The sequence below is a fragment of the Bartonella sp. AU15XJBT genome (assembly GCF_028618615.1).
Lineage (GTDB): Bacteria > Pseudomonadota > Alphaproteobacteria > Rhizobiales > Rhizobiaceae > Bartonella.
Genome location: NZ_JAQITG010000005.1, coordinates 19,811 through 45,050, shown reverse-complemented (window position 1 = coordinate 45,050; position 25,240 = coordinate 19,811). Strand labels below are relative to the sequence as shown.

Sequence of the window (25,240 nt, the reverse complement as noted above, 5' to 3'; positions counted from 1 at the left end):
GTAAAAGTGCCTCGAGAAGCCATTTTCTGCTTACTTGCTCAGACGTTTAGCGCAACAACATCAACCCGCTTAATTTGATTTTTTTCAGTGGTTTATACATACTTTTAGTTTTCATAACTTTACCTCCCGTATTCAATGAAAACAATTAAATTTAGAATAAAGTACACATTATAGCTATTTTGTAGCTACCTTTTATCAATTTATCATCTTGATATAAAAAGCTTTGCTCTTCCCCACGCACTCACGTTAAGTATTTCATGCACCAATCATTCTGCAACAACCACTGCAGCACTTGAAAACTTACGCTCCCCTTCTGGCAAAGTACGCTTATATTCACGCCAATTTGTCACCGGCTGTTCGTTAAACGCAACACTCGTTCGCAGCGCGGCAAAATGCGCTTTGCCGCATTTAATCTTCAGTATTTCTTTAAGACGTAAATCAAACTCGCTGTTCGCCCCTTTTGTCTCTAGCACAAAGTAAAGCTTTTGTTCGCCATCCCGCTCTAAAAAGACCGCCCAATCAGGCGTATAAGAACCTATGGGAGTGGCTATTTTAAAACTTCTTGGCAGTTTAAAAAACAATCTGACTTCAGGATCATTTTCAAGACTTTGTGCAAACTCTTTCTCCACACTGCTTTCATAAACCACATGATCATACACACTCTTCTCACTCGCAACAGCTGTACGCTCTAAATTCGCCACAAGCTCTTCACTGGTAAAAAGCTCTTGCACACTATATTCTTGCCCAACCAGCTTTAAATATTTGATGCCATCAATTGTAAGATTAACATGGGTTTTATTGAGTATTTCTTCTATGCGCTCTAAAAAAGCTTGTGGATTTTTCACAAATTCATGCTCACGACCACTCTTTATCAAAATACCAATAATTGTCTTTGCGGTTAATTTCAGCTTTAAGGTCAAATAATGTACAATATTCGGCAATGCACACCAACTATAATCAAGCGCACTCTGCTTTAATAATTGCTCTTCATAGGTCACACCAGCACTATCCAGTTCTATCTCTGCTGTTTGATAAACCAAATGCGCAGGCGCAACTGGCGCCATTTTTTCCACTGCATCCACTGCTTTGGCGACAAACTCTGTGCGATCAAACTTTGCACGATAAGTGGTCTTTTTATTGATCTTCTCCCACAAGTCCAAAAACTCGGGCGAAACCACTGTTTGCTTTTTAAGCTTAACCCGCACCTCGCGCGTAGCATTACGAATCGGCATAGCTTGGCTCGCTTCTAGCGCCTGCAGCACAGCCCGCTTTTGCCCTCTACTAAAACGTTCACTCAAATCCAACGTCCCAGCCGCACTTTGTGCTTTTAATGTATCTGTGATTTTTCCTGCTGATGTAAGCAAAGCTTTTTCACGCAACTCAACCAATATATCAGCAGCCTCTTGCGGAGACAGAATCTTTTTTTCCGTCACAGCTGTCACATAAGTCAGATCTTGCAGTGTCTCAACATTAATAAGCGCGCCCGCGTCAATTTTTTTCACAATTTCTTGACGCAATTCGCATGACATTTCCTCCGCCCCTATAGCTTCAAATTCGCTCGCCACTAAATCTTTATCTACTTTAACGGCGCCCGACTCATCAATCAAATCTTTTGCAACAAGTGTTTTAATAATTTCTTGTGCTTGCGATACTTCCACTTTAGCGGCAACATATTTTACATCTTCATAAACACGGCCAACCAACTGCTCCATCTGCAATGTACCAAGTTTATAACCAATATCCGCCTCTAATTCTTTTTGCAATGTACTCACAAACTCAGCAAAGCTTTCATTCACCATGACATGCAGCACATTTATATCTTTATCTTCCACCTGTTCACCTTGTTGGTTTACGCACAAGCGCAAACCGCGACCAATCTTTTGCCGTGCGGTAAAATTCGATTTTTGCTCAATCAACATGCACACTTGAAATACATTTGGATTATCCCAGCCTTCTCTCAATGCCGAATGCGAAAAGATAAAACGCAAAGGGCATGCAAAAGATAATAACCACTCTTTATCACGCATAATCGTGTTATAAGTGTCATCATCAGCTTGGCTGTCGCCCTTTGTATCCTTATACACACCCTTCTTGTCTTGTGAGAAATAACCGCCGTGCACGTTTCGAACATTTTGAGCAAATTTAGCCCGCAAGGAGGCATATTTCTCTTTCGCCAACAACTCTTCATAACATTCTTCAAACATACGCTCATAAAGTGCTGGCTCTTCATCATTGCTACGATATTTAGCCACCTCATCAATAAAAAAAAGTGATAAAACTTTAATCCCTAAAGGCACAAGCCGCAATTCATTATCTAAATGTGTTTCTATCGTGCGATAAATTTGCGCGCGTTTAAGCTCTATTGTATTCACATCACCAAGCGCGTGGCCAAATTTGACAATTTCAGTATCAGAAAATTCAACGGCTTCATCCCCTGCCATGCAATTGATACCCGAAACAATATAACCCCTATAAAGCTCACGCCCGCCCGTAACGTGATACAGATCATCGCCTTGCCTCACTGTAACTGTTTTGCGGCTAACAGTGCCATTCTTCCCCGCAATATCCAACTCTAAGCGCGCCTTAAAGCCATGTTCGTGGGATACGGATTTCAAGGCAATATAGGGACGGTTAAAATCTTGCTCTATCTGGTTAGAAGAGACACAAATTTGCTTCACTAGTCCTTTTTGATAAGCATCAACAGGTGTTAAACGATATAAAAGATTAATCTCATCTTTATGCGTGGCACTATAGCGAAAAACACAAAGTGGGTTAAGGCTTGCAATAGCCTCCTTCGCTTTTGCTGTATTATCCACCGATTGCGGTTCATCTATGATCACAATCGGATTTGTGTCTTGGATATAGCGCATAGCACTTTCGCCATTCAGTCTATCCTGCGGAAGGTTGATAATATTTTCTGCTTTTTTAAATGCATCAATATTGATAATCATAATTTCAATATTGGTCGAGCTTGCAAATTGGCAAATTTGCGAAAGATCTTTTGAATTATAAATAAAATAACGATAGGGTAGATTATTAAACTCTGCTTGAAAATGCTCCCTCGTTACCTGCAGTGATTTATATACCCCTTCGCGAATAGCAACACTTGGTACAACAATGATAAATTTGGTAAAGCCATAGCGTTGATTTAACTCAAAAATCGTCTTGCTATAGACATAAGTTTTGCCTGTCCCCGTTTCCATCTCAATAGAAAACTGCTTTTGCTCTAACGTCTCACTCGCCAAAAGTTTATTGTTCTGTTGTACCTCTCGTAAATTTGCTAATATGCTTTCATCACTAATCAATAATTGATTACCATAGCCAAATTCCTTTAACGCTAATTGTCCTTGTTCTGAAAGCAAGGAAAAAGAAGAATCCCATTGTGGTTGGCCTTTAAATAAACCAATGACGCTTTTAACCGCATCATTTTGAAATTCTTGTTGTTTAAATTTAAGTTTCATATCGCCGCCCCAATCGTCTCTCTATAGTTTAAATTTTATCAAAACTTACTTCATTGTCTTTAAAGATAAAGTCGCAATTAATAAGCGCTTCATCACTTTTAAAGGCCGCATCAAGCGCTACGATTTTTACGGGCAAATACTTTATCATCTCTTCCGCATCTTCGGGTTCAAAGGGCGAGTCTATGGCTATAATCACCAAGACATCGCCTTCGCTCTCACCTATGTAATAGAATTTTTTGCCATTGATGGGTAAAGGATAAATTTTTAAATCCAGTGGCCAACCATATTTAAGTATGATCTCAAAGATAATATCTTGATGAGAGCGCTCGGGATTTACCCCCTGCAAAATATGATCAAAGCGCATTTTCAATTGTTCTTTAACATCAAGTGTATTCGGATCAATCGGGCTATCGTCCCATAGGGGAAAGTTTGAACTATCGAGTTCTAGCACGCGAAATCCGATGTCTAGAGGCTGCTCGCTTGTGCATTCTGCTTCATGCTTTTGCTTGATTTGTGCACCAGCACGGCGAATACGTTCGCTACCTATATCGCAGATAGTTTTATAACCAGCCTTATAAGCTTCGCTCTTTTCATCACATAATTCAGGCAATTGCACCATGATGAATTTGCGATTGCCACCATCTTCTGCATTCAAAGCCATCACTGCATGCGCTGTTGTGGCAGAGCCAGAGAAAAAGTCGAGAATGAGGTCATTGTTGCTAGTTGTTTGCTCAATAAGGTGCTTAATAAGATTTACACCTTTTGGATGATCAAAAAATTGCCCGCCCAAAAGCTGGCGTAGTTGTTTTGTCGCAACAAAGTTCATATCGGTCTCAAGCATAGAGCTAAAGGGCTTAGTCTGAGATTTAACTTCTGCTTGATGCCGCTTATAGGTCGGTGTCCCACGCCCACTTTTAGGAAAGATCACCTTGCCTTCGTTAATGATCCTTGCCATACGCTCTTTTTCATAAGCCCAAACACGGTTAGGGTTACATTCATACACCTGCCCCGTTTGCGGGTCAGTAATAGGATAAAAGAGATTTGGCCGCTCAGACGCTGTTTTATTACACGTTAAATCGCCTTGTGTCCAAGGCCCGCGCGGGTCCTGGTCAGAATTACTATAATTTTCGAAAGTCTTCTTTACACCACTAAAGGCCGTTAAACCTCTACTGTAACATAAAATGTAATCATGGTCCGTGCTGACATTATTATGCGCATCATTAGTACCAGTGCGCTTTTTCCACACCAATTGCGCGACAAAATTCTCTTCGCCAAACACCTCGTCGCACACTTTGCGCAAATTATGCACCTCATGATCATCTATTGAGATAAAGATCACACCATCGTCACGCAAAAGCGTCTGCGCCAAACGCAAGCGTGGATAAATCATATTGAGCCACGCTGTGTGAAACCGCCCCATTGTTTCAGGGTTTGATTTTGTCGTTTGGCTCGTCACTTCCTTATAGCGCGCCAACGGGTCCTTGAAATTATCTTCATAAATAAAATCATTCCCCGTATTATAGGGCGGATCTATATAGATCATCTTCACTTGGCCAAAATAAGCCCGCTGAATAAGCTTTAAGACTTCAAGATTATCGCCCTTAATATAAAGATTATGTGTATTATCAAAGTTTACGCTCTCCTCGCGCTTCGGGCGCAATGTCGCAAGTGAAGGCTTTTGCGCAAGCTTTAAACTTGCTCCTTTGCCCTTCCATTCAAATTTGAACTTTTCAAAATCATTATCGATATATTCGCCGCATAGATTAAGAAGTTGGTCTATATCCAGCTTTCCCTCGGCAAAACATTGCGGAAAGGCTGCCTTTAGTTTTGCAATATCTTGCTCTTGTGGGCTTTGACTCATGCCCTCTATTTTATCTTCACCCGCTATTATAGTCATTTACGCACTTCCCCGTGACGTTTAGAATAAAATGTCCATGAATAATATATTTTGTCAGAATCAATATTTCTTAGTTTATTTATTTCTTTCTCTTGTGTCAGTTTATTTTATATTTGCATAAAGCTTAAACTAAGCGTGCCCGTTTATATCACAGATGCTTCACGCATGATGCGCTTGCTAACCCCAAAATCGCGAACTTCATAACGGATTGAAAATAAAGCATAAAATGAACCGAGACCTTTTGCGACAAAGTCTCGGCTCAAAGAGACACTCTGTCCTATTTTAGCAAAAGACGCAAAAAATCACGTGCGCAAAGTCTCGGCTGTGTTTTTGCTCAACCACGAAAAGCCGCAGAGGCGCGGAGTTTCAACCATGCAAAATCCGCCAAACATAAGAATAAGAAAAGTTAGGGAAGAAGAAATTGTACTGCAGATGATACATCGGTGCTAACTTTTGACTAGTATAAAAGATCGACGAATCAAATTAAATATGTTTTACAAATAAGTACGAACATTTTGCACCGCACTAGGTTTTATACAACTGCAGAATACCTCCTTTATTCGACAGCAACTATCGCAGCGCTCCTAAAACGACCACACTTTGGAATAACCTCCTACCAAGCTACCCACTCGCAACTAAAGATTCACCATAAACCAGAAAGCACTTTATGACTAGATGCGCTCCAACAAAGTACAATACCGAATAAGCAAAGCGATAAACTCCATACGAATAGCCATTTTCTTCAAAAAATAATAATTTGAGGCCGCATTCGAATCCAACCTGGCGCGTTTATGATATCATAGCTCCCACATGCCGCCAGTATAAATTTGTCATCTAAGGATAAATCCAATGGGATAGATATATCTCTTACAAGAATATCATACTCATAACAATTTGAACCAACGACATCCGCTAAACTAAATTCACCGCTCATATCTCGAAAAGACAAAATTTGTAGCACTCTATTCTCGTGATACTGTGCAGACTGAGCACACGCCCCCAGAGCCTAGATTATAATTAAGTTCGTACCATTCCGCTCTTTTATAGAGCTAATATTTGAAAATAAATAACCATAATCTTCAGATACAATATGCCTAGATTCAATAATTACCGTAAGCTTATGTAAATCACAACCCAATTGTGACAATGCCTCATAAATTTTACGAGAGTATTCGTCATTGACCGTCACGGCATCGCAGAACGCTGTGGAAATCAGATATCCCCCACCTAGACTGATAAAAACTTATCTGATCCTTCAATGCGTAAATATCCTTTCCAGTCTTAGTTAAGGTGGATACGATTAACTCAGTCGAATTCAAATTAGAGCCCACATGCAAATGCACCCCATTAAGCTTAATCCTATTGGATTCTAGCGAAGATAATGCGGCACGTAACTTCGCCGCAGTCATACTAAAACGCGATCTATCCCCGTTTGCCAGTACACAATCTCAATGAGATTTTAGGTAATATGTCAAAATGGCGGGCAAGAGCGATGATGTCATGTAATTCGATAATATTATCACATTGGACACTTATATGTTTTCTAGTAGATAATTCTATCTCTTCTCGAAGTTTTACAGGGATATTAAAAAATGTATCTCTACCTTTAAAACCATCTTTTTGCGCTAATGATATTTCATAATCAGATGCAAATTCCAAGTCCCAGCAACATAACAATGATGCCCCGCACGTCCATTAAAATACCCTGCTTTTTCTCGCTCTAGGCATTCATAGCCCGACCACGTAAAACAAGATACCAATTAAAATATCAGGCCATAAGACTGCAAGAGAAAGTTCTTTTATAAATAGACATTTTTTTATCTTTACATTGCCTCTTAAACAAACTAGCCCGTTTATATAACAAGTTATATGTATAATACATATAACTTCTACAAAAGGAGGATTTATTATGTTCCGTGAAAATCTTTGGTAATACAGCCGGACAATTGGATCACTAGTCGCCCGTCGATAATATATTGCGCGTTAAGAAATTGGGGGAGGTAAGCTATGCAACTCGTGGATCATCCTTTTGTGAAGTTCGATCAACTCAAGCCGATTTATAATTTTACATATCCGCTATTTCGTACTATTTCAAATGAATTTTACAATTTACCTAGACTTTAATAAGCTAACGCAGAGTAAGCAGATTCCACAAGCGCATACAGTTTCTCTTTATTTGCATATTCCCTTTTGTGAAACCATCTGTTCCTTCTGTCCCTTTCAGAAAGGAGCCTACAAGTACATTAAGCAAATCGAATCTTATATGTCAGCGCTTACCACAGAAATCAGAAACAAAGGAAACTTCATTCGCTCGCTTAGAGGACCCATCCGCAGCATCTATATAGGGGGCGGCACACCGTCGCTCTTGTCCGCAGACAATATCCGCCACATCGGAAAAGTATTGCATGCCGAATTTGAGCCCTCTTCCTTAGCCGATTTTACACTGGAAAGCGAACCGAAGAGCATCACACGTGATAAACTTTATGCTGCCCGTGAGATCGGCGTTAACCGGATAAGCTTCGGTGTACAGAGAGTTTCATTGAGCGTTTCCGATCATTGTTTAACCTCACCTCAACACGTGAACAAATCAAAAATACCGTGAACTGGTCACAAGAGATAATTGGACATGTCGGTTTCGACCTACTATATGGCATGCACAGCCAGCAAGCCGAAGAACTATTATACGATTTGAAGCAAGCAAGCCAGCTTCATCCTGAAACCATCAACCTCTATGCAATCAACAATCTGGCTATCACGTCGCAACTGCATAAATCTTACGCACAAAAAGGGCTAAAGCCATCCAGTCTACAGCATCGACAGATGCTTCGCTTATTTAGCGACATCGTTATGCGCAGCTGCGGCTATGCGCCGTGTAATGGGCATTCCTATATCAAAATTGCCAATAACACTCCTCTAACGCTCGCTAAAACGAGTTCAGCTAATTATTTCCGCTATCACAAATATTTGCATGGTTATCATGATGATTATGTGGTTGGCTTTGGGGCGTCAGCACAGTCGATTCTCGGCTCACTCGTCACACGAGCCAATCCTAGTCGAAGCGAATACATTACCGACATACAACTTAAAGGCAAATCCAAAGTATACTACAATTGGGTATCAGCGGAGCAACAAGCCTCCAAGGCTTTGTGTATGCGGCTACCTTATAACGGTTATGCCAAAAAAGAAAGAATTGACTGGACCGCACTCCCCTCTTTCGTATACAATAACCTACAACAGCTCATAGGTGCAGGTCTCATCGCAGAAAGTGATAACGATCTCCAGCTGACTCAGCGTGGTTGGCAATGGTATTCCAACCTTATGTATTTTCTTCTACCTCAGGCAGATAGGAATATCTTGGACGGCTATGTCGCAAACATGCTGAATACAACCGCCGTACTTGATGGACCAGCGGAAACCTGTGTGGCATCTTAAGGAGAAAAGAATGTTCACGCTTTTTGCCAACAAGAACATACGCTATTTTTGCCTAACCGTTAGTCTGCTCGCCTTACTCAGCGGTGCTTTGCGCACTGCCATCCCGCTATTAGCAAGACAATCTGGATATGGCGTAGTCGGAGTAAGTTGGGCGCAAGGTCTCTTCTCATTAGCGTGGCCAATTTTCGGTATCCTTGCAGGCGCTTTACTTGATCGCTGCGACAAAATAAAACTTGCCACCTCGGCTTTCCTCATCTTCATGCTACTGCATATTGTACTGTTCGTACTGCTTATGATACAGATTGCTCCAGCCGAACAAATTTTCTTCTATGCAACCATTGCTGGATTCATCGTCGTTTCTGCCGAAGCTTATATAATGACGATTCCACCACTTATCATGGAGGGAGAGCGATTGATGACCTTCTACTCAATTGTCTTGTTTTTAGATTTCGGTGTCTCCTATTTTCTTGCCCCTGTCATAACAAGCAGCATTTTAGCGCATAGCACACTGCTATTTCTCGGCCTGTTAATCGTGCTTTTTATCACATTGATTTTTACCGCTCGCCATGCTGTTCCAACATCGCCAACACTTGATAAAGAAAACATCACTTTCCGTTATATCATTGCCGGCTTTCGTTTCATTTTTTCAAATCGGCATCTTACCTCCCTTACATTACTCACATTCTTTCTATCGGTAGTATTTGGAGCATTCCTAACCTCGTTCATCTTCTTCGTTACCGACGGTCGGTATCTGGGCCTACATAGCAGCCAATATGGCGTGATGTTTGCAGCCTACGCGCTTGGTACAATGGCAGGTGCCCTATTTGTGCCGCGTATACGCTATGCACCGGTGCGCCTAGCTGTTCTCATTGACGGTTTAGGAACGGTTGTCTTGCTGCTGATTCCAGCCTTTTCAAAAAGTGCTGTCGTCGTATGGGGCGTCACCTTTATCGCTGGTGTTGGAGCAAGCTTATGGTTTATTGGTGTTACTGCCTTCAGGCAGCGCCTCACACCAAAGCAACTTCTCGGGCGAGCTAATTCTGCTTTTCGGGTGATCGGCTATGCTGGAATGCCGGTCGGAAGCTTTTTGGTCGGCGTCCTTGGTTCTTTTATATCATTGCAGTTTGCTGCCGCCTTTATCGCTGGACTACTATTGGTGGCTATCGCGATAACGCTTCCATTTCTTTGGCAGGCTGATCATATAGACACCCCCAACCCTGCCACGAGATGACAGCTGCTTTTTCAAAAAGACACGGTCAAAAAAGGCACACATACCCTATTACGCAATCGATTGATCTGTTCTTTGGACGAGGAAATTATCACCATAATGGCTGATAGAGCTAAGGAGCACTATAGAAGCAGCTAAACAAGCGCTAAAGACAAAACAGCTCCTTCACGCTGCATTGGACGATAATCTCAACGCCTATAATATGAAGGATGCAGAGAGCTTATAGCATACGAAACCTAATTCTTAACCAAAAACGCCGCCCTAGCAATACCCCCTTATACTCCAGTTAATTCGTCGTCCACTCTTATACTCATCTTTACGCTTCTCCGTTACGCTTAGTATAAAATATGTCTATGAATATTTCTTTTGTACATCACAATTCCTTTTATCCTATTTATTTCTGTGTCCTCTGCCAATTTACTTTCATGCAAAGTGTCGGATAAGCTGTTCTCTTTATTTTTTAGAGTTTCTTGTGCTTATTTGATTTCTTTTCGCTTATGCAAGTCAGCTCAATCAATTCGCATTGCCACATTTTGACATTTTGCTTTTTTTGCCTTACTTTTTTAAGGGTAACATATTGATTTATAATGACAATCTATCGTTATTCATATTGAATTAGAACCCCGAATATCGTAAGATTTTCTTCATTTCAAATCTACTTATCTTGAATCAATCAACATCACTTGCTTGCACGTCATAAGCGGGGCTGGTGTGTGGGTAAAATTTATACAAGAAAGGACTAAAAATGGCTCTTATGAACGCTCTCAAGTGCCAAGAGCTGTCGCAACACCCACGAGCTGGCAAATATAATGATGGTGCTGGCTTGCTACTTCATAAGCGTAAAGATGGTGGTGCTACATTATTTCATGGGGGCTTTATCGTTATACCCTTCATGGTCGGCGCTGTGAAATGGGTTTGGGTGCTCTTTGAGAGATGTCTCTTTAAAACAAGCCCGTGAATTGCAAGAGCAATAATTTTTCCCTTCTAAGTTGACGCGCTGTTTTGCATAATTAAAGACGGCGATTGTCTATTTCTTCTTGTGTGCTATTATGGCACTTACAAATATTATCAGCAAGCTTATCAATTGGCACAAGTCCATCCAAAAACGTCTATCTTTTGGCATTGACATATTTCTGACAAATCGAAGAGCTGAATCTCCAATTTGACGACGTATCACCACGGGTAAATTTAAAATTGCTTCACATGTGGCATAACCAAACACAATCTAGAAAAAAAACTCAATAATGACGGTGTCTGCCAGCTATATGCCTAAGCTTGTTGTTACTATAAGCCTACTGCGCGCCCAAGTTTACGGGTTCGCATCTTATGTCTCATCATAAGGTGCACTTGCACACTCAAAAGCAGAAATTCTCTATTCCATTGAAAATAAAGTAATAAATCTAAAAAATACCTTTTTAGACAAGATCTCTGCTCATTAAGACGCTTTGGCTTTTTTGAACAAAAAAAGGAAAAACACAAGAGAAAAGTCTTTACTCTGTTATCGTTCGTGTGCCCCCCAAAAACCAATAATCGCAGTTTTTTAAGGAAAAAAGCAAGAAAAATGAAAATAGTTGTACAAAGGAAAATGGTACTCACGCGACACATCGGTGCTAACGTTCTCTTTAAAAACACACAGATAATTACAACCAGCTTCAAAAAACAGCCTTACCAATGAAGTACTGCTAGAGGGTTGCGTGCACAACGCAATAATGGCACACTGATTCCCGCAAGCGTGCTTCACATATTGTACGCGTATTTCCTGTACGGAGCCTGCCGCTCCTAAACACTCAGACGTAATGCTACTGGGTCGTACAGTGTGACCGCAGTTGCACCCTTAAACACCGGTTCCTACCATATCATAATGCTTGACAAAAGCATCATGCCATCATAGCAACCGCTTTGCATATAGGTTTCACAACATAGTTCTACAAATTGTTGACGCATTGCCAAGCTAACAGTTTTCTTGCCCACCTACGCCAATGAGACCATCACGATCCTCTTTTTGAATCGTAAAACAAAATGATTTACTATCAGCGATAAACCATCTGCTCAAAGTCCAACTAGCTTAAACTCATAGCATTCTAAACCTTTAGGCTCGCCCTTCCCCCAAGGGGGCATAGTCAGATATATCACTTCCCTCACGTATTCACGCGCTGGGACAAGAATCTGAAACTATGAGGCAACGCTGCATTTGTATGCAGCGTTGTTGTTAGGTATAAGCTTCTATTGAGATAGTTCTGATGGGAAGCACCCACAGCTAATGGTATAGGGATTAATTTGGATTCTTTCGAAATGCTATATATAAATTTAATGTGCCGCCCCACAACACACCACCAGTAAACCCACTTAAAAGACCAAAAAGAAGGTTAAAATCAAATGCATATTTCAAATCAGGTACAACCTTGAGAAAAACAATCAATGTGAATTTGATGACAAAAGCGATAAGAATAAATGTCAGCGTCAACGGCGTACCAGGCAGAATAATGAAATCCGTTCCCTCTTTGATTTTTAAACGCGCAGTAGCACGCCAGAGCAACCAGCCAACGCCAAAGCCGATCATCAGCCCTGCCAACATTGCGATTGCTCCCCAGCGTGGGAAAGCCAGCTGGTTAATCACATCGCTTGCGCCCAAAAAAAGAAAGACTAACGGCAAGAGAAAAAGGCGGTAAACCTTCGTTTCCCTATCTTTCAATGCGATTATTCCCCTCGCGATGAGAAAAATAAGTAAAATCCAGACCCATAAAGGGGGGCCGGTCAGAATGTTAAACAATGACATATTATGCTCCATGATGTTTTATGCGATAAAAATATTGCATGATGTTAGGAAGATATTTAGAAAAAAGAATACCAGCACAAATTAAACCCATAGTGACACACCAAAGCTGGGGGGAGCATGAAAAAAAAGCCACTAGAAGACCATTGGCAAAAAAGATGACTACCCAAATCCATGTAATATATTTATTGATGAGATAAAATAGGATATGTTTGCGTTTCTCTTCAGAAACACCAGCACTGGCATAAAAAATGGTAAAGGATTTCTTTACCAGCGAGCTCATCAATGAAACCAGAGCAAGTGACAGATAGCAAAAAACTATGGGGTAGTTCAGTAAAAGTGTAGACCATCCAGCGAAATAATTAACAAACAGGACAATAACTGTCAGAATGTTAGTAATCATCATGAGCTCCCCCCGTCGGACAATTTTAATATTCACAGCAATAATAGACAATAAAATCACAGTCAAGATGAGAGAGTATTCGACCAGAGTTAAAACGTTTCCATTGATAACCCAGGAGTAAATACTCCACGGAATAAAGAGACTATTATGTTAAACATGGTGCATCCTCCTTGCAATAATGCGTCATCGCCGCCTCAAGATTCCCATCTTCAATCTCATGGAGGATAATAGAAAGGAGGACACTAGAAAGTTACATGATAGCATATTTGCAAACTCCCATATGCGCGTGGCCAGTGGCACACCCTCCCCCCAATTAGTGCAAAAATGACGTCGCTCTTGGTACTGGACGCATTACCTCGGTGCTGACCTTCTCTATTTTTTTTGCAGAACAGAAAGCGCGTATCAGGCTCTCTAGCCATACTTAGAGTACGCAAAGTTATTCATCACTCTACAACACCTTAAGCGCGCAATTTTATGTTTTGTATTAAAGGATTTTTGCTTTCAAAATATACGAACAACATCACACAAAGTAGAATAAACAAGATGCCCCCAACATTAAACCAAACCTTGTCTGTAACCAGCACTGTTGCACCGAAACAGTTAACAATAGCGTGGACAAAAAAAGGCGCACACGCATAAAATTTAGAGCGCGTAACAACACTACGATACGCCAAGCATGTGTTTAAAATATGCATGAGTATGACGCTCATTAAAGCACACAAAAAAATACTCGCTTGCGTCCAGGAATAAAAAATTACATATTCACTGGCTAATAAGCTAGATCGAATAGGCCAGCCATTATAAACAAGGAAAGGCCCGAGCGCCTTGTAAACTAATTCGCATAAACCCCAGCCTATGCCAATATTCAGCGGCAAACGCCACAAAAAACTAGGCGAGCACCGATAAAACTTAGTAACTAACAAACGACGCATGGCTTCTTCTGCTACAACAAAAAAAACCGTAAATGTTAAAAATAAAAAAACAAGCGCCAGCCCCTGCTCTGCACGACTCTTGGTTTCAACAATATTCATCATATAAAGCGTTTTTATTACAGATTGCTCCCAAAAAGCAAGAAGCCCGCCACCAATGCAGCTAGCAACAAACCATCCCACAGCACCGGCGACAACCAATTTGAACTTCAGAAAATGATGAAACACACATAGAAGAAAAACAACGCCAAGCACTTGCAGCAAACGTAAGGCATCAAGTTTATGTTCTGTTTCCCAGTAACGCCATACTAACAGCACAATCACCCCAAAAACTATGCCGCTCAACAGCACATTTATCCAACTAAATGTAGAGCGAAAAAAATTATAAATGACAGCGCCATAAATAAGGCCTGCGAGAAGCGAGGTAATAAATAAAACCAACATTATTATGCCCCCTCATTTACTACAGCGTAACTGCTATTTTTCTTCATGGATAATCTGTCTTGCACAAAATCATAAATTTGCCGCATAAGAGCAAACATAAGAATAGTAGCGATTGTATAATGCCCAATTGCAAGAAGTTCTGGCTCAGCGGCCCGCCATGAAAAGCGCGCCCAAGCCGCCAAGCATTGTAAAAGCAGGATAAGAACAAAAAAACGCCATTTCTTGTCAAGGCAAACCAAAAGCATTAAGAAAGTTGATAAAAGACTCAGACCTATAATAAACGCATAATATATTACCGTCTCAAGTAAAAAAAGTAAGGCGTCCCTATCAAGACTAAAGGCCCCTTTTAGGATCTTCACAGCTTCTGGTAGAGATGTAAGCAGTGCAAGCCCTATAGCAGCCCCCCAAATTCCTATTCCCACGCCCAGTGCTGCCTCTACACCATTGCCATTATCTTCTGCCACCCAATGAGAGAGCAAAAAAAACTGCATAATCGCCATGCTTATAGGGAATAGACCAACAGCAAAAACAATATTAGGCGTACTATAAGCAGCAAAATCAAAAATCAAACTGCCTATCATACGCATAAAGCCGTATAGAAAAAAAATCAAAAGCACATAACAACCAGCGCTTGACCCAATAATCGCCTTCGTGCCTTTAAACGCTTTAACCAAAGAGAGTAACCAGCGGTACCCCAATATAAGCGAAAGCGCCAAAACACAATAAGGAAAATAACTCACAGCGCCATAAACATAAAGAAAAACAAGACACAAAACAACGAGCAAGAAAACCAAATGTTCAACCAATGTTTTTTTCTTCATCAAAGGAAAAATAATCAGCACCAGACAAAAAACGGCGCCGATAACAGATAATGTCAATTTGTCAAGCATTATAGTAAGCCTCAGAAATAGAATTTATTAATATTGCGTAGTCTGAAGAAATGCCAAACATAGACAAAAGACCAACAGCAAAATGAATTACAAAAGGCAGATAGAAATAGGCCTTTCGCTTATCTTCGAAACCAAGATACATAAAGCGCGTATTTACAACATGCATCAATACAATCATGCCCGCGGCAATAAGATAGCTGATCGCTTGTGGACAGGATTCAAATGCGACATAGCCCGCCATTTGTGGCTCCCTATCAACACGGTAATTCAAGTAAAGAAAAAGAGCTGGGAGGGTCTTATAGCATAAGTCTAGAACACCCCAGCCCAGCCCGAAATAAAGGACCTCACGCGCAGCTAATTCTGGCTTATATACGCGAAGCAACCACAAACGCAAAAGCTCCGCAGTTAAAACTGATATCAAAAGGATAAAAAAGAGATAGTTTGCAGCAACCCCACTCATGTAATGCACCAACTGCTGCTGGCTATTATGAGCAGCAGACAAAGCAGGCAATGGCAACAAAGAGCTCAAATATACAAAACCTGCCCCAATACACAAGGCAGCAACTGCACCACAGAATCCAAGAACTAAATATTTATATAAGTAGTGCTCGTGCAGAATTAAAAGCATGCCAAGATAACATACTAAAAGCAAAGATAAGTCTGGAAGCCCACTTTCACTATGTGGATAAGCGAAGATGATAGCGCAGGAAAGGCCAGCTAGCCCCCCAAAAATGACGCGCTCGTCCAACAAGCCATTGTTTTTAAGGACACGAGGGCTGGAACTTATCCCAAAACCACGCTGCATTCCAAAAATTAAGTCAGACATATAATTTCCCTAAGGCGCCTTGCCCTCCAAAGTATACCAAGATATTATTGCGGGAGAGAAACTCCCTGCTAAGGGGCTGATAGCGTACCCCTTAGCAAGGCCTTTACCTTGTTAACAAAGCTAGGTCAAACAACAATTTTACCACTTAGAGCGAAAACAATCCCAACCAGCTTTAGCAATACCCGCGGCTGCGCCACGGACCCCGCCTACCATTGCTCCAGAAACGGCCCCTCTTGGGAGGGTTGCTCTAAGCTTTAGGGTAACCCAAAGAACTACAGCCTCCTGTCTTCTCACTCAGTTTTCCTTTTAAACGGGTTAATCACGCTAAGCTTCACATTCTTTGATTTAATGTAACGCGCGTACACATAAACAACATACAGCAAACAAATCCAATCTCTAACCATTCCATAGCTATCATCTGTATGAACAAACGCTACATAATAAGAAACAAAGAGGCTAAAAAACAGCTCTGCAAGAACATCAAGGACCAACCAATAATATTTCTTTGTAGTAACAAAGAGAACCATCAAAAATGTCAAAAAAACCTGGCCCGTTAGAATAGCGAAACCAAACACCGCATAATCAAACATTTTTTTCACTGCCTCCCTGTTTGCAAAACCTATCTGTTGGTAGATTTCTCGAAGGTCTGATAAAAGCAGTGATGACACAAAAAAGACGCCTATGGCAAACCCACAGCCAATGCAAATGCTTAAATCTAGCACTGACATAGATTTTTCCTTCAAAGCTTTAGCAATTAGGACATAGCGAGCCCCCGCTATCATCAACGGAATAATGAAAAGCAGATAAATATAGCTCGAAAGCTGCAGATCAAAAAAATCTAACAGAAGGTCATCACTCATAACAATAAAACCAGCTGCGATGAAAAAAATGGGGCAACTTGCGATAATGGCCAAACTAAAGCATTTTATATTGTTTACTATATTGGGTATAAATTCAATGCAAAAAGAAAGAAAGAACATAATCATAATAACAGGAGGAGATGTTATCGGCACACCGACTATATACTCAAAATACTCAAAGGCATAAATGAGAAGAGGAGCAACCAATGCCACCACTATGAATGTAACCGTGTTCTCCCTGCCTAACATGCTTTTTCCATTAATAGCAATACTTTTGCAGAATAGATACAACATGCCAAACCACAGATAAAAACAAACGAGCACTAAACCAAACTCGCCCATAGCTCCTCCTGTGCAATATTTCAAACATAAAGGTGGCACCTTTTACAGTACCACCGTTCTAGGCTTTAGGATAACCCAAAGAACTATAGTCTCCTGTCTTCTCACTCAGTTTTCTTTTTAAACGGGTTAATCACGCTAAGCTTTACATTCTTTGATTTAATGTAACGCGCGTACACATAAACAACATACATCAAACAAATCCACCTTATAACCATTCTATACTTATCATCTGTATGAACAAACGCTACATAATAAGAAACAAAGAGGCTAAAAAACAGCTCTGCAAGAACATCAAGGAGCAACCAATAATATTTCTTTGTAGTAACAAAGAGAACCATCAAAAATGTCAAAAAAACTTGGCCCGTTAGAATAGCGAAACCAAACACTGCATAATCAAACATTTTTTTCACTGCCTCCCTGTTTGCAAAACCTATCTGTTGATAGATTTCTCGAAGGTCTGATAAAAGCAGTGATGACACAAAAAAGATGCCTATGGCAAACCCACAGCCAATGCAAATGCTTAAATCTAGCACTGACATAGATTTTTCCTTCAAAGCTTTAGCAATTAGGACATAGCGAGCACCCGCTATCATCAACGGAATAATGAAAAGCAGATAAATATAGCTCGAAAGCTGCAGATCAAAAAAATCTAACAGAAGGTCATCACCCATAACAATAAAACCAGCAGCGATGAAAAAAATGGGGCAACTTGCGATGATGGCCAAACTAAAGCACTTTATATTGTTTACTATATTGGGTATAAATTCCATGCAAAAAGAAAGAAAGAACATAATTATAGCAACATGAGAAGATGTTATCGGCACATCATCTATATACTCAAAGATATATATGATGGGAAGAACAACCAATGCCGCCACTATGAATGCAACCATGCTCCCTTTGTATAACATGCTTTTTCCATTAATAGCAATAGTTTTGAAGAATAGATACATGCCAAACCACAGACAAAAATAAGCGAGCACTAAACCAAACGCGCCCATAGCTCCTCCTGTGTAATATTCCAAACATAAAGGTGGCACCTTTTACAGCACCACCGTTCTAGGCTTTAGGATAACCCAAAGAACTACATCAATAAAAGTGCATCAACCCATGACCTGAATTAGCCATAGATTGACCCAACACCTGTGCGCCACACTGGAAAGCAGCCACACCATAACCACCATAACCGCCTATGGTGTCTCCGAATTCATTGCCTACAATTTGCCCAAAGCTTGCTGAGGTCATTGCAGCATAAGGATTACGCCCTACCGCTGCTCCTATGAAAAGACCACCCGCAAAGCCAACCTTACCACCATACTTGCTACCAAACGCAAAACCAGAGTTATATTTGCTACTAAAATTATCGGCACTGCAATAATTGTACGAACTACTTGAAAATCTCATTTATTTTCTCCAATTTAGTGTATAGATAAACTCCCCCAAGATTACTTATGTCCCCGCGCCAGAATGGCCTACCCATAATCAACCACCGAAACACCCCTGGAGATATGAATGCACTTTCATGCAAGTTCATATTTATAATATAGAGTTACAAAGTCAAGGAAATTGTGTCAAAAATATGGTGTATTTTAGTAAATTTATGTTTACTTATTTTATGTGTTTAAACTTAATGATTTATATTATGAGCAATAATAATGAAAGGCAAATAAGATTCTCTTTGTTTACAAAATATACTAAAAGTATATAAATATACTGATAGAGATATTTATTGTTACAATTGCAATCAGAATCGTAGATTTAATTAACTCATTTATATTTCAAGCGATTATTGATCGTATCATTCCTTTTTGGGCAAAATTTGAGAAAAATCATCCACGCAAGGTCTCTGCTCCGTGACGGCTCACACGCAAAAAAGACCGCCAAGCGTGGCTTTTAACCGCCTCACAAAACGCCAAAAATAAGAATTAGAAAAGTTGTAACAAGACAAATGGTACGGTTGGTGGGATTTGAACCTACGACCTCTGGTGCCACAAACCAGCGCTCTAACCAACTGAGCTACAACCGCATAAAAGAAAATGTATCATAACTGTTCACGATTTCGTAAACAGTTATTCCTATGCTTATGTGACATAAGGAAAATCAACAAAGTTTGCAAGCCCCTTTAAAAAAATCTCGCAATTTTTTGTGAAGAAAAAAGCGTTTTTTTACAAAGAACATTTTGCCCAATGCTCAAGACTATGATCACGATAGTCTTTTATGTTATCAACACCGTCTTGTTGCATCATCTGCAAAATCTCTTGCAGAATAGTTATGACAAGATTTGGACCTTCATAAACCATCCCACTATATAGTTGAATTAAATCTGCACCTGCTTTTACTTTTTCCAAAGCGGTCTCAGCATCCTTTACACCGCCAACACCAATAATGGCAATCTCCTTCCCTAATTTTTGACGCATTTTTGCAAGCACAATCGTAGAACGCTCAAAAAGTGGACGTCCAGAAAGCCCCCCCTCTTCATTACTGAGGTGACTATTGCTAAGACCTTGGCGTGAAAGAGTTGTATTCGAAACAATCAGTCCATTAAAATCAGAAAGTTTTATTTCTTCAGCAACATCATCTAATTCTTTCTCTGATAAATCGGGAGCAATTTTTAAAAAAATGGGAATGGAGAATCCATGCTTGTTCTCTTGCTCTTTTCGCGCTTTCGAAATTGCATTCAACAAAAGATGCAAACTGTCACGGGCCTGTAAATCACGTAAACCTGGTGTATTAGGAGACGAAATATTAACTGTAAAATAATCAGCAACATCATAAAAACGAGCAATACCAACAGTATAATCATCAATCTTATCGACCGTATCCTTATTGGCTCCAATGTTGACTCCTACAACACCTGTTTTTTTACACGCACGCAATCTATTGTAAACAACTTGATGTCCATCATTATTAAAGCCCATTCTATTAATAATCGCTTCATCTTCTTTTAAACGAAAAAGCCGTGGTTTAGGATTTCCAATCTGAGGCTTTGGTGTCACTGTCCCAATTTCAGTAAAACCAAATCCTAAACGAAAAATACCATCCACAACCTCTGCATTTTTATCAAACCCCGCTGCAAGACCAATAAAATTTTTAAACTTAAGCCCTGCAATAGTTACACTCAATCGCTTATCAACAATCTTTTGACAACCGCTTAATCCACTTTTCAATCCAACAATCGCTAAGCGGTGCGCATGCTCTGGATCTAACATAAATAAAGCAGAACGGCCAATACAACGAAAAAAACTCATCAATCCTTCTCCATAACACAAAAATGATCCATCACACCTCACATATACCTTTTAACACAAAAGATCGCCAAGAGAGCATATTATTCAAATAATATCTCCCCTTCTATTAAGAATAGTTCATCACGTCATCATCATTCGCGTGGATATTTATGAACCCTGAATAAAAAAAATTATTCTGGAAAAAACATTTCTCTCTTTTACACTTGTTCAGTTAGCTAAATATGTATCTAAATCCTAAATCTTATAAAATGTAAAATGCCCGTACGAGTTGAGATATCAATGCCTCTTCACCAAACCATAATCTTATCTCTTGCAAGCAAGCTCGTAATATCTTTAAAAAGGCAAGAAAATTATCTCTATTCCCAAGGTTCTTTTATGTCATTAAAGTTTCTTTGTGTAATTTTGTGTCCCCAAAAACAAAGCTTGTTCTATAAAGCTGTTTTCCTCATAAATTTATAGAATATACGGTTCGTAAAATCATCTACATTTATGCCATTACTACACCATTAAATTAGCAGCATGGTTTATACTGTATTAATAAAATTTTGAAAAATCTGTGTTGCTTCCTTTGCTGTTGCTATTGATTATAGAATGAACCTATCATACCAGAAACTTCTAAACCAACATGCTCTTGCAAACTCTATAGTTCTGCTATCTATAAATTGATACAATCTTCCAGCCAATAATAATATGCTTGCTTGCATCAAAATGATGATCACTTTCAAACTATGCAACACAGTATAAAGAGCTTTTAGATCATCTTATGCCCCTAATTTCTCTATCGCTTGTTGAATTAAGAGGAACTATCTGGCACTATAAATTTTACTCCCGCCTTATCTATCCATTTCTCCCATCAGTACTGAAATATAATTTTTATTCTCAATTCTCTTTTTATGCCAAATATAATACTTCATTCGAAAAAGTTCCTGATATATCAACTCTCAAAACTTCTAACTTTGTGGTACTATGTAAAATTTTCTTTTTTAAATGTTATCATAAAGATGCGAGAAAATTATATAACTTTTCGTTGGAAAAAGCAGATACAGTTTTTATCAAAAAAGCTGTTCTCTACGAAATATATACATTCAAATAGACTCCATAGAGCTCTTTATTAAGCCTCATAAAATTCTTGGAAAATAATATTAATGTTGTAGTATACTCCTAAAAATAAAATCTGCCCTTTCCTTTTTCATCAAAAGCGGTAAGTAGATTACCGTATATCGCTTATATAAAGGGGAAACCGCAATGTTTAAAGAATTCAAAGAATTTGCCCTAAAAGGTAATATGATTGATCTTGCTATTGGTGTGATTATTGGGGGCGCTTTTGGTAGCTTAGTCAACTCAATTGTCAATGATATTTTTATGCCAATCATTGGACTTATTACAGGTGGAATTGATTTTTCTAATATGTTTATTCAACTTGCTGGCGAAAAACAAGCGACATTGAGTGCTGCTAAAGCAGCTGGAGCAACCATTAGCTACGGGCACTTTATCACTTTACTTATCAACTTTCTCATTATTGCTTGGGTTCTCTTTTTATTCGTTAAAGCTATGAATAAAATCCGTAGAAAAGAAGAAGAAAGCCCCCAAAAAACGTCTTCAGAAGAACAGCTTTTAACAGAAATTAGAGATCTTTTGGCTAAGAAAAAATAATTTTATGCAAGATTTACATCATGGAACACGAGGAAAAAACATTTCCACAGTTGTTCCATGATTGGATTTTGAGAATAATAAAAATTCTCCCCCACTTTCTTCCACCATTGCTTTGCACATTGGGAGGCCTAAACCTGTTCCCATAAAAGCACTGTCACCAGATCGTCCATCTTTGCGCTCTACTTGACCATAAGGTTGCAGGACATGTACAATCTCTTCCTCGCTCATCCCTACACCATTATCACTCACTGAAATTTTTACGCGTTCTTTTCTATAAGAAACGTGAACAATAATCTGTCCACCCAAAGGTGTAAAACGAATAGCATTGGAAAGAAGATTCCATATAATCTGGCGAAACACTTGTTGTGATACAGGAATAAATGGAACATGCGGTGGAGCAACAATGCGCATGATAATGCCGTTATGATTGGCTTGAGTTTCAAGAAAAGCTATCGTCGCACGTAAACAAGATATCACATCAAATTTTTCAGAAATAAGGGAGGAATCAATCTGGTTATTGAAACCAGAATAATTTATCTTCGAACATTCTAGTAATTGATTAATCAGCGATAATATATGTTTTCCAGAGGAGATAATATCGCGTAAATATCCATGATAACGCTCATTTTCTATCGAACCAAAACGGCCCTCACTCATAATTTCCGCAAAGCCAATAAGAGCATTTAAAGGTGTTCGTATTTCATGAACAACGCCAACGATTTTATTTTCTTCTGCTTTTGTTTCTTCTGATGAAACTTTTTTTGTCCTATCACGCAACATAACAGCATAATTGCCTTGCTGTGCCAAAAATACAATCGTAATAAGAATGGTTCTATTTTTATGACTTTTCGTCATTAAATCAACCGTTTCGCTGCGATTTAAAGCCTGATTTTTCCCATTCATACGGATTAATTTAAAATATTTTTCAACCAAAAATCGGCTTTGCAAAGTAAATAATGAAGAGAGTGGCTGCCCTCGTAGTTCATTTATTTCATAACCCATTAATGCTAAAGCTGCCTTACTTGCCGATTGAATAAAGCCCTGTTTATCTAACCATAAAACACCATCTGTTGCTGTCTCCAACAGTGATAAAACTACAGCGGGTTCCTTTATAAGAGCTTGTTCTATAGCATTTACCGGCAATGTTTGTGGATATGGTAATTGAATAGCTGTTTTTTCAACAAAATTCTCTTCTTTTACCGATGAATTCAATTCATCACGTAATTGCTCTGCAATCTCACGAAAAGCTGAACGTTCTATCTCCGTAAGATGCGGCATTTCCGTCTCCAGCTTTTCATCTCTTTGTTCTTGAACTTTTTCTTGTATTTTTAAAACGCCAAAGCCACGAAACCCCTTAAGCTGCTTTTTAACATCAAAAATTGGCAAAGCCGATAATTCAACATCAAGCCATTGTGAGCAACCATCAACTGGCCATTGAACAATTTCTTTACTCCACGGCATGGCTGCTTCAATAAAACGACTGAGAACCCGATATCGATCATCATTAAATTGATGAGCAAGTTCATGAAAACTACATCCTAAAATAGAGGAAGAGAGAGGTCCAACAACTTCAGCTAGCTCTTTTGAGACTTCACAAAATAAACCATTGTGATCGATTTCCCACGTAAAAGGTCGTGGCAAAAGCTCTGGTATAAAACAAAAAGCTTTTTTCTCACATTTTAATTCATTGTTACTTAACTCATCTGCTTTTAATGACATAACTAAAACTAAAAAAGTGTTGCATTGACTCTCAAACGAATAATGTTAATTTATTTTAAAATAGCTGCTCTCGTTAAAATAACTTGATATCTCATTATCAATTATCTGTAGCAAAATTTTGACTGTTTCACCAACAAAGCAAGAGTAAAAAGAACTCTCCGACATTGTTGCTTATTCACCTATTAATGTAAAAAGATTTATTACATTAATGGGAAGACGTCTCTCACAAAAATAGTACCCAAAAGAAAAGAACACTCTTATTTTGTATATTCATGTTTTTGCGCATTCATATGTTCATTTTTAAGAGATATCTCCCAACGTCTCCAAACTTATTTTATGACGATATCAGTAAATGTGGTAATATAAAGATCCTCATAAAGGATATCAAGGCATGATACTTTACTTTTTATACTTTTGAAAGAGCTCTCTCGCACTATGATGATATTCGTCCAGCTCCGAATGTTGCCAGTTGTTCTGGTTTTTGAAAACGTTCATAAGAGGCATTTTTATTCCTTTTCAATGTTTTTTTATCCTCCACCGTTTCTCCTTATGATGTACAAAAAAACTGTTTTGATTGTTTTAATATAAATAGATTTTAGATGAAAAAATCTTACGATACTTGAGACTTTTATTCAATATGAACAACGATAAATTATCATTACAATTCAATATATTGTATTATAAAAACTAGAAATTAAAAATTTCTTTTTCAAATAAAGATTCTCGTAAAAACACCTTTCTTGCACCGAGAATATCAAATGATAATATATTCAGCGTAGCGCTTTAAAGCACCCCAGAACTTTGGATACTCTCCTTATGATACTTTTCAGAATGCCCCTGTAGCTTGTCATTGGGTTTTGCATAATTTGACAGCAGGTTTTGCATTAATTTATTTTTTTTCATCAAAACTGCTATAGAAGAAAAAACAAAAAAATATACCACTGTAATATTTGAGCAAAGAATCTTTTTGCAATAAGACAAAGAGAACAAAAATCATCTGTTTTCATATAAAGATCTATTTTATTTCTTTACATCTCAAATTATCGAGACATGTTAAAAACATCTCCGCCCTTTTGTATCATCTTGTTTTCCTCATGGACCGTCAAAAGATTTCTTTATTACTCTCTCCTCAATT

The 25,240-nt window shown here is 39.0% G+C and carries 18 protein-coding genes, 1 tRNA gene and 1 pseudogene; 5 read left to right on the top strand and 15 right to left on the bottom strand.

What is annotated here, in order from left to right; translation table 11 throughout:
* Nucleotides 1-266: 266 nt before the first annotated feature.
* From PVV57_RS03735 to PVV57_RS10495, 3 genes are all read right to left on the bottom strand, one after another.
* Nucleotides 267-3,461 carry a DEAD/DEAH box helicase family protein gene (locus tag PVV57_RS03735; RefSeq protein ID WP_273783505.1) on the bottom strand — a complete coding sequence of 1,065 codons (3,195 nt, stop codon included), beginning with the start codon at nucleotides 3,459-3,461 and terminating at the stop codon, nucleotides 267-269.
* Nucleotides 3,462-3,489: 28 nt separating this feature from the next.
* Complete coding sequence (locus PVV57_RS03730; protein ID WP_273783504.1) at nucleotides 3,490-5,358, bottom strand: site-specific DNA-methyltransferase; 1,869 nt, start codon at nucleotides 5,356-5,358, stop codon at nucleotides 3,490-3,492.
* Between the two features lie 1,422 nt (nucleotides 5,359-6,780).
* Entirely contained in the window at nucleotides 6,781-7,017 is a 237-nt protein-coding gene (locus tag PVV57_RS10495) for a hypothetical protein (protein WP_404977236.1), read from the bottom strand.
* Between the two features lie 436 nt (nucleotides 7,018-7,453).
* Between PVV57_RS10495 and PVV57_RS10435 the strand changes: the two genes are divergently transcribed.
* From PVV57_RS10435 to PVV57_RS03710, 4 genes and pseudogenes are all read left to right on the top strand, one after another.
* Nucleotides 7,454-7,960 (top strand): radical SAM protein, encoded by a 507-nt coding sequence (locus PVV57_RS10435; RefSeq protein ID WP_342753456.1) that lies wholly within the window; start codon nucleotides 7,454-7,456, stop codon nucleotides 7,958-7,960.
* Nucleotides 7,957-8,790 carry a hypothetical protein gene (locus PVV57_RS03720; RefSeq protein ID WP_273783501.1) on the top strand — a complete coding sequence of 278 codons (834 nt, stop codon included), beginning with the start codon at nucleotides 7,957-7,959 and terminating at the stop codon, nucleotides 8,788-8,790. The genes PVV57_RS10435 and PVV57_RS03720 overlap by 4 nt, the downstream gene beginning before the upstream one ends.
* Before the next feature lie 10 nt (nucleotides 8,791-8,800).
* On the top strand, nucleotides 8,801-10,021 hold the full coding sequence (locus tag PVV57_RS03715) for an MFS transporter (RefSeq protein WP_273719139.1): 1,221 nt from the start codon (nucleotides 8,801-8,803) through the stop codon (nucleotides 10,019-10,021).
* A 742-nt stretch (nucleotides 10,022-10,763) separates the two neighbouring features.
* A pseudogene (locus tag PVV57_RS03710) lies at nucleotides 10,764-10,989 on the top strand (Arm DNA-binding domain-containing protein); the annotation flags it as partial.
* 1,301 nt (nucleotides 10,990-12,290) lie between these two features.
* On the opposite strand, the gene PVV57_RS03705 reads toward PVV57_RS03710, so the two are convergent.
* From PVV57_RS03705 to PVV57_RS03655, 11 genes are all read right to left on the bottom strand, one after another.
* Nucleotides 12,291-12,794, bottom strand: a complete 504-nt coding sequence (locus PVV57_RS03705) for a DUF6622 family protein (RefSeq protein WP_273783499.1) — start codon at nucleotides 12,792-12,794, stop codon at nucleotides 12,291-12,293.
* Nucleotide 12,795: 1 nt separating this feature from the next.
* A complete protein-coding gene (locus PVV57_RS03700; protein ID WP_273719142.1) occupies nucleotides 12,796-13,197 on the bottom strand; it encodes a hypothetical protein in 402 nt (133 codons plus the stop codon).
* 455 nt (nucleotides 13,198-13,652) lie between these two features.
* Nucleotides 13,653-14,567: a hypothetical protein gene (locus PVV57_RS03695; protein ID WP_273719143.1), complete on the bottom strand. Its 915-nt coding sequence runs from the start codon at nucleotides 14,565-14,567 to the stop codon at nucleotides 13,653-13,655.
* A 2-nt stretch (nucleotides 14,568-14,569) separates the two neighbouring features.
* Complete coding sequence (locus PVV57_RS03690) at nucleotides 14,570-15,457, bottom strand: hypothetical protein (protein WP_012231114.1); 888 nt, start codon at nucleotides 15,455-15,457, stop codon at nucleotides 14,570-14,572.
* Nucleotides 15,450-16,283 (bottom strand): hypothetical protein, encoded by an 834-nt coding sequence (locus PVV57_RS03685; protein ID WP_273719144.1) that lies wholly within the window; start codon nucleotides 16,281-16,283, stop codon nucleotides 15,450-15,452. The genes PVV57_RS03690 and PVV57_RS03685 overlap by 8 nt, the downstream gene beginning before the upstream one ends.
* 138 nt (nucleotides 16,284-16,421) lie before the next feature.
* The gene (locus PVV57_RS03680; RefSeq protein WP_273719145.1) at nucleotides 16,422-16,577 is read right to left on the bottom strand and encodes a hypothetical protein; all 156 of its coding nucleotides are present in this window, start codon (nucleotides 16,575-16,577) and stop codon (nucleotides 16,422-16,424) included.
* Nucleotides 16,574-17,392, bottom strand: coding sequence for a hypothetical protein (locus PVV57_RS03675; RefSeq protein WP_273719146.1), 819 nt, complete (start codon nucleotides 17,390-17,392; stop codon nucleotides 16,574-16,576). Before PVV57_RS03675 ends, PVV57_RS03680 begins: the two co-directional genes overlap by 4 nt.
* 194 nt (nucleotides 17,393-17,586) lie before the next feature.
* The gene (locus PVV57_RS03670) at nucleotides 17,587-18,378 is read right to left on the bottom strand and encodes a hypothetical protein (protein WP_273783498.1); all 792 of its coding nucleotides are present in this window, start codon (nucleotides 18,376-18,378) and stop codon (nucleotides 17,587-17,589) included.
* Nucleotides 18,379-18,574: 196 nt separating this feature from the next.
* Entirely contained in the window at nucleotides 18,575-18,889 is a 315-nt protein-coding gene (locus PVV57_RS03665) for a hypothetical protein (RefSeq protein ID WP_273783497.1), read from the bottom strand.
* 545 nt (nucleotides 18,890-19,434) lie between these two features.
* Nucleotides 19,435-19,511, bottom strand: a tRNA-His gene (locus PVV57_RS03660).
* A 139-nt stretch (nucleotides 19,512-19,650) separates the two neighbouring features.
* Complete coding sequence (locus tag PVV57_RS03655) at nucleotides 19,651-20,733, bottom strand: quinone-dependent dihydroorotate dehydrogenase (protein ID WP_273758050.1); 1,083 nt, start codon at nucleotides 20,731-20,733, stop codon at nucleotides 19,651-19,653.
* Nucleotides 20,734-21,978: 1,245 nt separating this feature from the next.
* Here PVV57_RS03655 and mscL point away from each other — a divergent pair.
* Nucleotides 21,979-22,386, top strand: a complete 408-nt coding sequence (gene mscL, locus PVV57_RS03650) for a large conductance mechanosensitive channel protein MscL (protein ID WP_273783495.1) — start codon at nucleotides 21,979-21,981, stop codon at nucleotides 22,384-22,386.
* Between the two features lie 18 nt (nucleotides 22,387-22,404).
* Here mscL and PVV57_RS03645 read toward each other — a convergent pair whose 3' ends face one another.
* Complete coding sequence (locus PVV57_RS03645; protein WP_273783494.1) at nucleotides 22,405-24,105, bottom strand: PAS domain-containing sensor histidine kinase; 1,701 nt, start codon at nucleotides 24,103-24,105, stop codon at nucleotides 22,405-22,407.
* Between the last annotated feature and the right edge of the window lie 1,135 nt (nucleotides 24,106-25,240).